We start from the raw sequence: 12,980 nt of genomic DNA on the forward strand, positions 1-12,980 counted from the left end.
TGCTTACCAGGCGTCCGGGTTGCTCAGGCTGAGCTGCCCGCGCTCGATGAAGCGCTGGGTGCCGAACACGCCGCCGGCCAGCTTGCCGCGCAGCACGTAGGGCAGGTTGTCGAGGCTTTGGGTCTGGCCCAGGCCCAGGGTCTGGCGCAGCACCGAGAAGGCCGAGACGCTGACCGGAATCACCAGGATGTCTTCCGAGTAACGGCCGATATGCCCTTGCTGGTCGCTGACCCCGGAGGCCAGCGGGCGGCCGTTGACTTCCAGGTCCAGGGCCACGCCGTTGTAGTCGATGGGGCTTTCGTTGGGGTTCTGCAGGCGCAGTTTCACCGCAAAGCGCATTTCCAGGTCCTGGCTCGGCAGCGGCTCGATACCCACCACGTTGATCGCCAGCGGGTCGCGGTTGGGCATCAGCGCGCAGGCGCTCAGGCTCAGGAACACCAGGGTCAGTACGATGAATCTGCGCATGGAAAACCTGCTGGCAAGGAATGGACACAGTGGCGAACGATGGGCGCCGCGCACGCAGCATAGACGCCCGCGAGCCTCAGGAGTTCGCTTGGCCGCTCATGTCCGGGTCCTGCATGACCTTGAGGGTTGCCGCTTCCGGATCGAACTCGTCCTCTTCCAGCTCAAGGAACTCCTCCGGCAGGAAGATGTTGAGGAAGATCGCGCAGAAGGCGCCCACGGTGATCGGCGACTCGAAGATGTTGTGCAGCGCCTTGGGCAGCTCGCGCAGCACTTCCGGCACCGCCGCCACGCCCAGGCCCATGCCTAGGGAAATGGCCACGATCAGCACGTTGCGCCGGTGCAGCCCGGCTTCGGCGAGGATCTTGATCCCGGCCACGGCCACGGTGCCGAACATGATCAGGGTGGCGCCGCCCAGCACCGGCTTGGGCATCAGTTGCAGCACCGCGCCGATCACCGGGAACAACCCCAGCAGCACCAGCAGCCCGGCAATGAAGTAGGCCACGTAGCGGCTGGCCACGCCGGTCAGCTGGATCACCCCGTTGTTCTGGGCAAAGGTCACCATCGGCAGGCTGTTGAACACTGCTGCCACCGCCGAGTTGAAGCCATCCGCCAGCAGCCCGGACTTGATGCGCTTGATGTACAGCGGGCCCTTGACCGGCTGCTGGGAAATCATCGAGTTGGCGGTCAGGTCGCCGGCCGCTTCCAGGGGCGAGATCAGGAAGATCACCGCCAGCGGAATGAAGGCGATCAGGTCGAAGGAGAAGCCGTACTTGAACGGCACCGGCACGCTCACCAGCGGCACCTCGGGCAGGGCCGCCATGTCCACCCGGCCGAGCATCCAGGCCACCACGAAGCCCAGGGTCAGGCCGATGACGATCGAGCCCAGGCGCAGCATCGGGTGGTTGAAGCGGTTGAGTATCACGATGGTCAGCAGCACCAATGCCGCCAGGCCCAGGTTGCTCGCCGCGCCCAGGTCGCTGGCGCCGTAGCCGCCGGCCATGTCGGTGACCGCCACCTTGATCAGCGACAGGCCCATCAGGGTGATGATGGTGCCGGTCACCACCGGGGTGATCAGCTTGCGCAGCTTGCCGATGAACTGGCTGAGGAACATCTCGATAAAGGCCGCGACAAAACAGATGCCGAAGATGGTGGAGAGGATGTCGTCGGTGCTGCCGCCCCGGCCCTTGACCATGAAGCCTGCGCTGAGCAGCACGCTGATAAAGGAAAAGCTGGTGCCCTGCACGCACAGCAGGCCGGAACCGATCGGCCCCAGGCGCCGGGCCTGGACGAAGGTGCCCAGGCCGGAGACGAACAGCGCCATGCTGATCAGGTACGGCAGCTCGCTTTCCAGGCCCAGCACGCCGCCGAAGATCAGGGTCGGGCTGATGATGCCGACGAAGCTGGCCAGCACGTGCTGCAGGGCGGCGAAGATGGCCGCGCTGAAATGCGGACGGTCGTTCAGGCCGTAGATCAGGTCTGACTTGTAGCGGGGAGGGGAGCGATCAGGTGCGGTCATGGGAGAAGGCCTGCCAGTGGCGTGTGAAAACAGCGGGGGCACACGTCGGAAAGTGGACGGGACTTGGGTCGCACAGCCATGGCATGGACAAGGCGTGCGCACCCGGTCAGAAAAAAGGAGGCGCAGGATGCCAGAAAGGCGCCGCTGTCAGAAGGGCAGGCCGGTGGAAAAAGCCAATTTGCAAAGGATACGAAAGATACTGTTTCTCATTTGCCTTTATGGAATAATCCGCCTCCCCGATCCGCGGACCGCCTTCCGATGCTGCCCACCCCCAGCCTGCTGCGCAGCTTTCAAGAGCATTACGACGACCTGCTGAAGTTTCTCACCCGGCGCATGAGCGATCGCCAGCGGGCGGCGGACGTGGCCCAGGAGACCTACCTCAAGCTGCTCAAGGTCGACCAGCAGACGCTGGAGGTGCATGACGATCGCCGCTTCATCTTCCGCGTGGCCGGCAACCTGGCCATCGACACCCTGCGCCGCGAGCAGCGCCTGGCGGCCAACCACAGCGACGGCGAGCAACACAACGAAGCGGTGGACCCGGCCCCGGCGCCGGAAACGGTGCTGTTGGCCAAGGAGCGCCTGGCGGTGCTCGACCAGGCCCTGGCGCAGCTGTCGGACAACGCCCGCCAGGCCTTGCTGCTCAATCGCCTGGAAGGCCTGACCCAGGCGCAGATCGCCGCGCGCCTGGGTGTTTCCGAAAGCATGGTGGCAAAATACATCGGCCAGGCCCTGCGCCACTGCCGCGACTGGCTGAAGGTCCACCATGAATAACTCCTTGCCGCCTGCTGCCGACGCCATGACCGACCACCCCGAAAACCTTGAAGACGCCGCCATCGACTGGCTGGTGCTGCTGCATTCCGGCCACGCCACGCCGGCCCAGCGCATGGCGTTCCAGCAATGGCGCCAGCGCAGCCCGGCGCATGCCGCGGCCGCCGCCGAGGCCCAGCAGTTGTGGGGCGATCTGGGGCACACCGAGGCCGCGCAGCAGCATCAGGCGCCGGTGGCGCTCCGGCCGCGGCGCTTCTGGCCGGCCCTGGCGGCTTCACTGCTGCTGGCAGTGGGTGCTGGCATCGGTTGGCAGCAGTGGCCGGCCTTGAGCTCGGACTACCACACCGGGGTCGGCCAGCAACAGCGCCTGACCCTGGCGGATGGCTCCCGGGTCACCCTCAACAGTGGCAGCGCGTTGTCGGTGGCCTATTCGGCGCACGAGCGCCGGGTGATCCTGCGCGCTGGCGAGGCGCTGTTCGAACCGCTGGCCGACCCGCAGCGGCCGTTCGTGGTCCAGGCCCAGGCCCAGCAACTGCAAAGCGCCGCCAGTGCCTTCAGCGTGCGCCGTGATGGCGAGCAACTGACGGTGGTGGTGCGCGAGGGCCAGGTGCAGTTCAGCGGCGACCACGCGCCGGTGCTGCTCCAGGCCGACCAGCGCCTGCAATACCAGCCCGGCCAGCCGCTGCTGGCCCAGCAGAGCGTGGACGCTGCCAGCCTGACCGCCTGGCAGCGCGGCAAGCTGATCTTCAACGGCCGCCCGCTGGGCGAGGTGATCGCTGAACTGGAGCGCTACCAGCACGGGCGCATCCTGATTTCCGACACTCAATTGGCGGCGCTGGCGATCAGCGGGGTGTTCGACCTGCACGACCCGCAAGGCTCGCTCAACGCCTTGCAGCAGCGCTATCCGCTGCAAGTGACCTACCTGCCCTGGCTGGCGCTGTTGCACTGAGGCGAATTTTTTTGCCCGACGCACTGCAAGTTCCTTTGCGGGAAATCGTCGTAGTGAGGCTGAGAAGAAAATCATTCTCATTGACGTCATTTCAACCGGCTGGGAAGGAACACGTGAAAGCAATGTTCAAGCTGTCGACACTGGGGCGCGGTCAACACATCATGCGCCGCACATTACTGGCCCAGGCGCTGTTCGCCGGGGCCTTGAGCCCGGTCCTGGTGCTGGCCGACGAGGCCGCGACGCTTACGCAGGCCGGCGCTGCCGAGGCGCGCCGGGTCTCGCTGAACCTGCCGGCCCAGCCACTGGATCAGGCGCTGACCCGCTTCGCCGACCAGGCCGACGTGCGCCTGCTGTACACCACCAGTGATGTCGCGGGCCTGCAATCCACCGCGCTCAACGGTGAGCTCACCCTGGCCCAGGCCCTGCACCGCCTGCTGGCCGGCAGCGGCATGAGCTGGTCGTTCAGCGATGGCCGCACGGTGATCCTGCGCCGCGCCGCGGCCCCGGCCGCAAGCTTCAACCTCAAGCCGACCCAGGTCACCGTGGCGTCGCGCACCAGTGCCGCCATCAGCGAGATCCCCGGCACGGTGTGGGTGGTGGAACAGCGCCAGCTGCGCGAACAGTTGAGCACCGGGGTCAGCCTCAAGGAAGCCATCGGCAAGCTGGTGCCGGGCCTCGACCTGGCGCCGGAAGGCCGCACCAACTATGGCCAGAACATGCGTGGGCGCAACGTCCTGGTGATGATCGACGGGGTCAGCCAGAACAGCTCCCGGGGCCTGTCCCGACAGTTCGACAGCATCTCGCCGTTCAACGTCGAGCGGGTTGAAGTGCTGTCCGGGGCCAGCGCCATCTACGGCGGCGGCGCCACCGGCGGCATCATCAACATCGTCACCAAGAAAGGCGAGCCGGGCCCGGCGCGTTTCGAGACCCAGCTGGGCGCCAGCAGCGGCTTCAACAACAGCGACGACCTGACCACCCGCATCGCCCAGTCGGTGAGCGGCGGCAACGACGCCATCAGCGGCCGGCTGGCGGTGGCGGGGGAGCAGAACCAGGCGTTCTATGACGGCGCCGGCCAGCAGATCTTCATCGACAACACCCAGACCGACCTGCAGTACAACCGCACCCTGGACCTGATGGGCAGCCTGGCCCTGCAGTTCAACGAGGAGCAGAGCCTGGACCTGCTAGCCCAGTACTACGACTCGGGCAACCACGGCAGCACCGGGATCTACTTCCCCAACCTCAAGTACAAGGCGCCGTCCAACCTGGAGGATGCCCAGCTGCGCGGCGGCTATTCCACGGACCTGGAACCGCGCACCAAGCGCCTGCTGCTCAACGCCAACTACCACCACAGCGACGTGCTGGGCCAGGACTTCTACCTGCAGGCCTCGTACCGCAAGGAAGACGACAACTTCTTCCCGTTTCCCTACTACAACAGCGGCAGCCCGGCAGGCTCCAAGGGCGTGTACTTCGCCGCTTCGCAGCAGAACTTCGAGGTCACCAGCCTCAAGGCGCTGTTCGCCAGGGAGTTTTCCGCGTTCAAGCTGACTTACGGCGTGGACCTGGACCGCGAGCGTTTCAACGCCGAGCAGAGCACCTTCGACCAGGGCCTCTCCTCGGGCAGCGGCGGCCTCGACCTGGTGACCCAGAGCAAGGCGCCGCGCTATCCCAGCTACCGGGTCGATGGCCTGTCCGGCTACGCCCAGCTGGACTGGCACGCCACCGACAACCTGACGGTGTCCGGCGGCTACCGGCGCCAGCAGATGGACGTGGATGTCGGCCAGTTCAAGAACGTGCCTGGCGGCAGCAACGACTATGCGGTCAACCTCTACAACCTGGGCAGCATCTACGACTTCAAGAACGGCCACCAGTTGTGGGTCAACTACGGCGAGGGCTTCGATCTGCCGGACCCGGCCAAGTTCTACGGCAAGCCGGGGCTGAGCGTCGACGACAACCCCCTGGCCGGGATCAAGAGCCGCCAGGTGGAAACCGGCTGGCGTTTTTCTGACAGCGACTGGGATGCCCAGGCGGCGCTGTACTACATCTGGTCGGACAAGGTGATCACCACCGACCAGGCCACCCTGACCATCGATGTCAAGGACCAGAAGAGCCGCGACTACGGCTTCGAGAGCGCCCTGACCCGGCATTTGCAGAACGGCTGGGAGCTGGGTGGCACCCTGCACGCGGTGCGTTCCGAGGAGGAGGGCAAGAACGGCGGCTGGAAAAAGCGTGATGCACGTTATGCATCCCTGTCCAAACTCACGGCCTTCGTCGGCTGGAAGGATGACAGCAGCAGCGTGCGCCTGCAGGGCAACCACGCCTTCAACCTCAAGGACGACGCGGTCAAGCAGGTCGACGCCACCCACAGCATCGATGCGCCCAACACCATCGACGGCTACACCACCTTCGACCTGCTGGGCAGCCACGACACGGCGTTCGGCACCTTCAGCGGTGGCATCCAGAACCTTCTGGACAAGCAGTACAGCACCGTCTGGGGCCAGCGCGCCAAGCTGTTCTATTCACCGACCTACGGCCCGGATTACCTCTACGACTACCAGGGCCGTGGCCGCACCTACACCCTGACCTGGACCATGGCCTACTGACGCTCCTGCAGCCGCTGCCGAGCCCCTGCGGGCCGTTCGCAGCCTGCGACAGCGGCTACACAATCCCCCGCCTGCACTCAGCCTCCTGACAGAAACTGTCAGGAGGCTCTGGTAATCTGCGCCGGTGTTTTTTCCGGAGTGCACCTGCGTGTCGCGAGCCAGTCGTTTACTCACCTTGTTGCAGATGCTGCGGGGCAAGAGCCGTCCCGTCACCGCGGCCAGCCTGGCGGCGGAGCTGGAGGTGTCCGAGCGCACCCTGTACCGCGATATCGCCGAACTGACGTCCCTCGGTGCGCCGATCTACGGCGAGGCCGGCATCGGCTACGTGTTGCGCAGTGGGCTGTTCCTGCCGCCGTTGATGCTCAATGCCGATGAAACCGAGGCCGTGGTGCTGGGCCTGCGTTACGTTGATCAGCGCGGCGACGAGGTGCTGAGCAAGGTCGCCGCCGACGCCATGGCCAAGATCGCCGCGGTGCTGGCCCCGGCGGCCCAGGATGCCTTGCGCAACCCGACCCTGCTGCCGGGCCCGGCGGGCTGGGGCTTTCCGGACAACCCGGTGTCGCTGAACGTGTTCCGCCAGGCGATCCGCCATCAGGCCAAGCTGTTGATCGACTATGCCGACGTCAACCGCACCCCCAGCCAGCGGCTGATCTGGCCCCTGGCCCTGGGCTTTCTCAACGAGGCCCGGGTGATCGTGGCCTGGTGTGAACTGCGCGAGGATTACCGGACCTTTCGCACCGACCGCATTGCCGCCGCCCAGGAGCAGGGCGAGCTGTATCCGGGGCGGCGCAGCGACTGGTTGCGAGCCTGGCGCAAACGCCTGCAGAGCGATGAGCAGGGCCGATTCACTGCTGACAGGAAATGACGCAAGGGGGCTTTAGCATGGCTCCCTCATTCAACAGCAAGGAGCTTTTGTCATGTCGGCCACCGACCCTTCCCTGGCCCCGGCCATCGTTGCGTATGTCACCGCGGTCAACAGCGGCGACAGCACCGTGGTGGCGTCGATCTTCGCTGCCCGGGCCCAGGTCTTCGATGAGCGTGAGCACTGCGTGGGGCCCCAGCAGATTGCCCGCTGGATGGGCGCAGGCGCGCGCCGCCTGGAAGTCCTCGGGGTGCAGCAGCGGACCGGCAAGATCTTGCTGGACAGCCGGGTGTGCGGTGATTTTCCCGGCAGCCCCCAGGCCTTGCGCCACACCTTCCGTCTGGACGACCAGGGCCGGATCGAGCGCCTGGACATCTCGCGCTGATGTAGCCGCTTGCGCAGGCCCGCAGCCTCGGCAGCGGCCACACATCAGGCCGGGAGCCGCTCGTGGTGGCATACTGCGGCTCTTTGCCAGGAGGCCAGCGGCCCATGCCATTCGATTCCCCCATGAGTGCTTATCGACAGGCCCTTGAGCAGGACGGCTTTGTCGCCGATGCCGCCCAGGCGCGGGCGGTGCAGGCTTTGCAGCAATGCCATGAAGCGCTGCATCAAGGGCGCAGGCACGTCTCAGGGGTGTATCTGTGGGGGGCGGTAGGCCGGGGCAAGACGTGGCTGATGGACCAGTTCTACCAGAGCCTGCGGGTGCCGGCGCGGCGCCAGCACTTTCACCATTTCATGGGCTGGGTGCATCAGCGCTCGTTCCAATTGACTGGTATCGCCGACCCGTTGCAGGCCCTGGCCCGAGAGCTTGCCGAAGAGGTGCGGGTGCTGTGTTTCGACGAGTTGTTCGTCAATGACATCGGCGATGCGATCATTCTCGGGCGCCTGTTCCAGGTGATGTTCGACCAGGGCGTGGTGCTGGTCTGCACCTCCAACCAGCCCCCCGAGCAGTTGTATGCCGACGGCTTCAACCGCGAGCGCTTCGTTCCAGCCATCAGCGCCATTCGCCAGCACATGCAGGTGCTGGCGGTGGACGGCGAGCAGGACCATCGGCTGCACCCGGGCGCCGCTGAACAACGCTACTGGCTCGCCGCCGCCGGGCAGCCCAGCGCCCTGGAGCCGGTGTTCGAGCGCTTGAGCGCGGGGCAAGCGGTGTCCACTGAAGCGCTGCTGCTCGGCTACCGGCCGGTAACCGTGGTCAAGGTCGCCCAGAAGGTGATCTGGTGTCGCTTCCCGGAGCTCTGCGAGCAGCCGTTTTCAGCGATGGACTTCATGGCCCTGTGCGACCGCTTTCAGGCCATTCTGCTGAGCCAGGTGCCCAACCTCAGTGCTTGCCAACGCCCCGGTCGCATTGCCCGGGGCACCGAGGATGGCGCCGAACGCGTGGCGGCGGGTGACCGCGAGTTGCCGCAACTGTCGGTGCATGACGACGCGGTGCGGCGCTTCATCGCCCTGGTGGACGAGTGCTATGACCGCAAGGTGCCGTTGTATCTGGAAGCCCAGGTGCCCATGGAGCAGCTCTACACCGAGGGCTATCTGGAGTTCGCCTTCCGCCGCACCCTCAGCCGCCTGCGGGAAATGCAGTTGCAACGGTTTGCCAGCGCGCCGCAGGCGTGAAGGGAAGCATTTCAGGCTGTGTAGGAGCCTGCTCGAGGCATAGAGTTTTCGCAGCTCAGGGGCTTAAAAATCTTCGTTCGGTCAAAAACCTCAGCCTACAATCGAGGCTGTCTGAGCCGTGAGCGCTCACTTTCAACGTGTTGATCGAGGATGAACATGGACGTTGCCGATGTCGTGGTGCTGCAAGCCAGTTTCAGCAACCCGGTGCATGCCGAAGCCATAGGCGTGTTGCTCAACCACTATGCCGAGGACGTGATGGGGGGAGGCCAGTCCCTGGATGCGGACCGGCTTCGGCAGTTGCCGGAGGAACTGGCCAAGCGGCCCCAGGCGTTCAGTGTGCTGGCCTTTGCCGGCGGCCAGCCGGTGGGCCTGGTGAACTGCTTCGAGGGCTTCTCGACCTTTGCCTGCCGCCCGCTGGTGAATGTGCATGACGTGGTGGTGCTCGACAGCTACCGCGGGCAGGGCCTGAGCAAGCGCATGCTGCAGAAGGTCGAGGATATCGCCCGGCAACGCGGCTGCTGCAAGATCACCCTGGAAGTACTGGAGGGCAATGCCCAGGCTCAGGCGGCCTATCAGGCCTGCGGTTTCGCCCATGCCATGCTCGACCCGGCCCAGGGGCGCATGCTGTTCTGGAGCAAAGCCTTGTAATGCACGACCTCAAGCCCACGGTGCAGCCCCCGGTAGAGACGCTCTGGGGGATCTTCCTGGTGTTTCTGCGCCTGGGCTTGAGCTCGTTCGGCGGGCCGCTGGCGCACCTGGGCTACTTTCGCCAGGAGTTCGTCCAGCGCCGGCGCTGGCTGGGGGAGCACGCTTATGCCGAGCTGGTGGCCCTGTGTCAGTTTCTTCCCGGGCCGGCCAGCAGTCAGGTGGGCATGGCCTTGGGGCTGTCTCGCCGCGGAGTGCCCGGCGCCCTGTGTGCCTGGGCCGGTTTTACCCTGCCTTCAGCCCTGGCCCTGACGCTGCTGGCCCTGGGCCTGGGCGCCGGGGTTCCGGCCGGGGTGCTCAAGGGCCTGCAACTGGTGGCTGTGGCGGTGGTGGCACACGCCTTGTGGGGCATGGCCCGCAGCCTGTGTCGGGGGCCCTTGCGGATGAGCATCGCGTTGCTGGCGGCGCTGCTGGTGCTGCGCTGGCCGGGCCTGGCGGCGCAGTTGCTGGTGATGCTACTGGCGGCCCTGGTGGGCCGGGGCTTGATCAAGCCGGTGTTCCAGGCGCAGGTCGACGCTTACGCCGCAGGCTCCAGCCGCCGCCTCGGGCTTTTCTGCCTGGGGCTGGCGTTGTTGCTACTGCTGCTGTTGCCGGGGCTGGCAATGCTTTGGCCAAGCCGCCTGCTGAGCCTGTTCGACGGTTTCTACCGGGTCGGCGCCCTGGTGTTCGGCGGCGGCCACGTGGTGTTGCCGCTGTTGCAGGCACAGGTGGTGGAGCCCGGCTGGATCAGCAGCCAACTGTTTCTTGCCGGTTATGCCAGTGCCCAGGCCATGCCCGGCCCACTGTTCAGCGTCGCGGCTTTTCTTGGCGCGGCCATCGACGGCTGGAGCGGGGCAGTGGTGTGCCTGCTGGCGATCTTCCTGCCAGGGCTGTTGCTGGTGATCGGCGTGGTGCCTTTCTGGCAACGGTTGCGCCACCGCCAGGGGATCCAGGCCGCATTGGCCGGGGTCAACGCGGCGGTGGTGGGCCTGCTGGCGGCGGCGTTGTATCAACCCTTGTGGAGCAGCAGCGTGACCGGCCCGCTGCCATTGGCGGCGGTGCTGGTGGCGCTGGCGCTGTTGTCCAGCGGCCGGGTGCCGCCCTGGGCGCTGGTGCTGGCAGGGGGCGCGGTGGGTGCCTGGTTGTTCTAGGCGCTGGCGTGGCCTGGCTTGGCAGCGCACAGGGGTAGCCACTGGCCGCCACTAGAGGTCGTGCTGCGCCGGGTCGAGCTTGGGAAACACCAGGCGGAACTCGGTCAGGTGCTCGGGAAGGCTGCTGGCTTCGGTGCGCCCCTGATGCAGGTTCATGATCGAACGCACGATCGCCAGGCCCAGCCCGGTGCCGCCTTCGGCGCGAGTGCGGCTGCTGTCGACCCGGTAGAAACGCTCGAACAGATGGGGCAGGTGGCAAGCGGCGATGCCGGGCCCCGGGTTGCTCACGCACAGGCTCACGGCGTCCACCGTCTGTTCCACGCGCAGGCTGATCTGCTCCTGGGGCGGGCTGTGGCGGATGGCGTTGGACAGCAGGTTGGAGATCGCCCGCTGGATCATCAGGCGGTCCCCCAGGACCCAGGCGTCGCCGCTCAGTTGCAGTTGCAGTTGCTTGTCCTCGGCGCTCAGGGCGAACAGGTCGACCACCCGGCGCGCTTCTTCGCCCAGGGCGACCCGGGTGAACCGGGCCTGGGATGCTGGCTGGCTGACCTGGGCCAGGAACAGCATGTCGGCGACGATCCGCGTGACTCGCTCCAGCTCTTCGATACTGGCTTCCAGCACCGCCTTGTATTCTTCCGGCGGGCGCTCCCGGGACAGGGTCACCTGGGCCTTGCCCATGAGGTTGCTGATGGGGGAACGCAGCTCGTGGGCCAGGTCGTCGGAGAATTGCGACAGGCGCTGCACGCCGCCGTCCAGGCGTTGCAGCATGACGTTGATGCCCTGGCCCAGCTCCGCCAGTTCCCGGGGCAGGCCTTGCAGGGGCAGGCGGTGGGTCAGGTCCTGGGTGGTCACGCGCGCGGCAACCCGGCTGAATTGTTGCAGGGGCAGCAGGCCCCGCTGTACCAGCCACCAGGCGCCGAAGCCGATCAGCAGCAGCAACAGCGGCAGGGCGATCACGGTGGAGCGCAGGTAAGCGCTGAGCAGCGCCTGATCGTTGCTGCGGTCCAGGCTCAGCACCACTTGCACCTGTTCGCCGTTGCACAGGCTCATTTGCCGGCTGGCGCTGAGCACCGGGTTGCCGCGGCTGTCGCGCCAGTCCAGGTAGCTGTCGCTGCCCGTTTCGCCCAGGGCCTTGGGCAAGGGCTCTTGGGCGAGGCCGCCGACTGTCAGCAAGGGCTTGGCCAGCGGATCGTCGCCAAGGACGCTCAATTGCAGGTTGTCGTGCCCCATCACCAGGTCCAGCAGGGAGTGGGGGCGGGCCGCCAGGTCGCTGCTTTTCAGGTCGCTGGTGAGGCTGTGCTGGATCTGCTCCAGCTTGCCGTCCAGGCCCTTGCGCGCCAGGTTGCCGAGTTCATGGCTCAAGGCCAGGTAGGCCAGGGTGGCCAGCAGCACCACCAGCGCCGCGCCCATCAGGCTGACGGTCAGCCCCAGGCGCATGGACAGGCTGCTGTTGGCCGCCGCCGCGGGTGCGGCCTTCATGGGCGCACTTCCAGTACATAACCGACACCGCGCAGGGTGTGGATCAGCTTGACCTCGCTGGCGTCGTCGATCTTGCCCCGCAGGCGGCTGATGGAGACTTCCACCACATTGGTGTCGCAATCGAAGTTCATGTCCCAGACCAGGGAAATGATCTGGGTGCGGGTCAATACTTCTCCGCTGTGGCGCATCAATACATGCAAGAGGGTGAATTCCTTGGTGGTCAGGTCGATACGGCGATTGCCGCGATAGGCCCGATGACGGCGCGGATCAAGTTGCAGGTCGGCAACTTGCAGCACTTCCGGCTGAACAATGACTTCGCTGCGGCGCATCAGTGTGCGAACCCGGGCCAGCAACTCGGGAAACTGAAATGGCTTGACCAGATAATCATCGGCGCCCATGTCCAGGCCCTTGACCTTATCTTCCAGTCGGCCTCTTGCCGTTAACATCATGACCCGCGCCGGATACTGCCCCTGTAACTGTTCGAGTACTTGCCAGCCATCTTTGCCGGGCAGGTTTATATCCAGGATCACCAGTTCATAAGGCTGTTGCTGAATCAAATACAGACCGTCCACGCCATTGTGCGCACGGTCGACAACATAGCCACTTTCACTCAGGCCCTGATGCAGGTAGTCGGCTGTTTTAGGCTCGTCCTCAATCACCAGAATGCGCATTGCAATATCCTCATCAAATCTTTCGGGTGCTATCGAATGGGCGCAGGTTAAAGGCTGTAGTAGCTACAGGGTCAATGAATTAACCCAGTCAATTCAAATAATTAGCCGGGCTTTCCGATCGGTGGTGAGTGGCTGGGCGCGGCGATGTTAATTGAATCGCTGTGGCGTGGGCGACAAATGACAGGGTTGTAATTCACCGGTCATCCAGCAGCAAGAAA

At 65.6% G+C, this 12,980-nt stretch carries 12 protein-coding genes; 8 read left to right on the forward strand and 4 right to left on the reverse strand.

Features of this window, described 5'->3' with window-relative positions:
* Positions 1-3 precede the first annotated feature (3 nt).
* Positions 4-465, reverse strand: coding sequence for an LEA type 2 family protein (locus LXM55_RS02365; protein ID WP_233318257.1), 462 nt, complete (start codon positions 463-465; stop codon positions 4-6).
* Positions 466-541: 76 nt separating this feature from the next.
* Positions 542-1,981, reverse strand: a complete 1,440-nt coding sequence (locus tag LXM55_RS02370; protein ID WP_233318259.1) for a nucleobase:cation symporter-2 family protein — start codon at positions 1,979-1,981, stop codon at positions 542-544.
* 258 nt (positions 1,982-2,239) lie between these two features.
* Here LXM55_RS02370 and LXM55_RS02375 point away from each other — a divergent pair, with 258 nt between their 5' ends.
* The 8 genes from LXM55_RS02375 to chrA all read left to right on the forward strand — a co-directional run bounded on the left by LXM55_RS02375 (position 2,240) and on the right by chrA (position 10,612).
* Positions 2,240-2,752, forward strand: coding sequence for an RNA polymerase sigma factor (locus LXM55_RS02375; RefSeq protein ID WP_233318260.1), 513 nt, complete (start codon positions 2,240-2,242; stop codon positions 2,750-2,752).
* Positions 2,745-3,698, forward strand: a complete 954-nt coding sequence (locus LXM55_RS02380) for a FecR family protein (protein WP_233318262.1) — start codon at positions 2,745-2,747, stop codon at positions 3,696-3,698. Before LXM55_RS02375 ends, LXM55_RS02380 begins: the two co-directional genes overlap by 8 nt.
* A gap of 122 nt (positions 3,699-3,820) precedes the next feature.
* A complete protein-coding gene (locus LXM55_RS02385) occupies positions 3,821-6,298 on the forward strand; it encodes a TonB-dependent siderophore receptor (RefSeq protein ID WP_233318264.1) in 2,478 nt (825 codons plus the stop codon).
* Positions 6,299-6,446: 148 nt separating this feature from the next.
* Positions 6,447-7,163, forward strand: coding sequence for a helix-turn-helix transcriptional regulator (locus LXM55_RS02390; RefSeq protein ID WP_233318265.1), 717 nt, complete (start codon positions 6,447-6,449; stop codon positions 7,161-7,163).
* A 52-nt stretch (positions 7,164-7,215) separates the two neighbouring features.
* Complete coding sequence (locus LXM55_RS02395; protein WP_233318267.1) at positions 7,216-7,545, forward strand: nuclear transport factor 2 family protein; 330 nt, start codon at positions 7,216-7,218, stop codon at positions 7,543-7,545.
* Positions 7,546-7,649: 104 nt separating this feature from the next.
* A complete protein-coding gene (gene zapE / locus LXM55_RS02400) occupies positions 7,650-8,777 on the forward strand; it encodes a cell division protein ZapE (protein WP_233318268.1) in 1,128 nt (375 codons plus the stop codon).
* A gap of 156 nt (positions 8,778-8,933) precedes the next feature.
* The gene (locus LXM55_RS02405) at positions 8,934-9,425 is read left to right on the forward strand and encodes a GNAT family N-acetyltransferase (protein WP_233318270.1); all 492 of its coding nucleotides are present in this window, start codon (positions 8,934-8,936) and stop codon (positions 9,423-9,425) included.
* Positions 9,425-10,612 (forward strand): chromate efflux transporter, encoded by a 1,188-nt coding sequence (gene chrA / locus LXM55_RS02410; RefSeq protein WP_233318272.1) that lies wholly within the window; start codon positions 9,425-9,427, stop codon positions 10,610-10,612. The genes LXM55_RS02405 and chrA overlap by 1 nt, the downstream gene beginning before the upstream one ends.
* A 51-nt stretch (positions 10,613-10,663) precedes the next feature.
* Here the strand turns inward: chrA and LXM55_RS02415 are convergent, their stop codons facing one another.
* Positions 10,664-12,091 carry a heavy metal sensor histidine kinase gene (locus tag LXM55_RS02415; protein WP_233318274.1) on the reverse strand — a complete coding sequence of 476 codons (1,428 nt, stop codon included), beginning with the start codon at positions 12,089-12,091 and terminating at the stop codon, positions 10,664-10,666.
* Positions 12,088-12,762 (reverse strand): heavy metal response regulator transcription factor, encoded by a 675-nt coding sequence (locus tag LXM55_RS02420; protein WP_233318276.1) that lies wholly within the window; start codon positions 12,760-12,762, stop codon positions 12,088-12,090. Before LXM55_RS02420 ends, LXM55_RS02415 begins: the two co-directional genes overlap by 4 nt.
* Positions 12,763-12,980: the final 218 nt, after the last annotated feature.

Origin of the sequence: Pseudomonas sp. Au-Pse12, from assembly GCF_021341665.1 — a bacterium.
Lineage (GTDB): Bacteria > Pseudomonadota > Gammaproteobacteria > Pseudomonadales > Pseudomonadaceae > Aquipseudomonas.

What these genes read in the sequence shown, in the direction of transcription:
- LXM55_RS02365 (WP_233318257.1), bottom strand. Translation starts at nt 465, where the DNA reads ATGCGCAGATTCATCGTACTGACCCTGGTGTTCCTGAGCCTGAGCGCC.
- LXM55_RS02370 (WP_233318259.1), bottom strand. Translation starts at nt 1,981, where the DNA reads ATGACCGCACCTGATCGCTCCCCTCCCCGCTACAAGTCAGACCTGATC.
- LXM55_RS02375 (WP_233318260.1), top strand. Translation starts at nt 2,240, where the DNA reads ATGCTGCCCACCCCCAGCCTGCTGCGCAGCTTTCAAGAGCATTACGAC.
- LXM55_RS02380 (WP_233318262.1), top strand. Translation starts at nt 2,745, where the DNA reads ATGAATAACTCCTTGCCGCCTGCTGCCGACGCCATGACCGACCACCCC.
- LXM55_RS02385 (WP_233318264.1), top strand. Translation starts at nt 3,821, where the DNA reads ATGTTCAAGCTGTCGACACTGGGGCGCGGTCAACACATCATGCGCCGC.
- LXM55_RS02395 (WP_233318267.1), top strand. Translation starts at nt 7,216, where the DNA reads ATGTCGGCCACCGACCCTTCCCTGGCCCCGGCCATCGTTGCGTATGTC.
- zapE (WP_233318268.1), top strand. Translation starts at nt 7,650, where the DNA reads ATGCCATTCGATTCCCCCATGAGTGCTTATCGACAGGCCCTTGAGCAG.
- LXM55_RS02405 (WP_233318270.1), top strand. Translation starts at nt 8,934, where the DNA reads ATGGACGTTGCCGATGTCGTGGTGCTGCAAGCCAGTTTCAGCAACCCG.
- chrA (WP_233318272.1), top strand. Translation starts at nt 9,425, where the DNA reads ATGCACGACCTCAAGCCCACGGTGCAGCCCCCGGTAGAGACGCTCTGG.
- LXM55_RS02415 (WP_233318274.1), bottom strand. Translation starts at nt 12,091, where the DNA reads ATGAAGGCCGCACCCGCGGCGGCGGCCAACAGCAGCCTGTCCATGCGC.
- LXM55_RS02420 (WP_233318276.1), bottom strand. Translation starts at nt 12,762, where the DNA reads ATGCGCATTCTGGTGATTGAGGACGAGCCTAAAACAGCCGACTACCTG.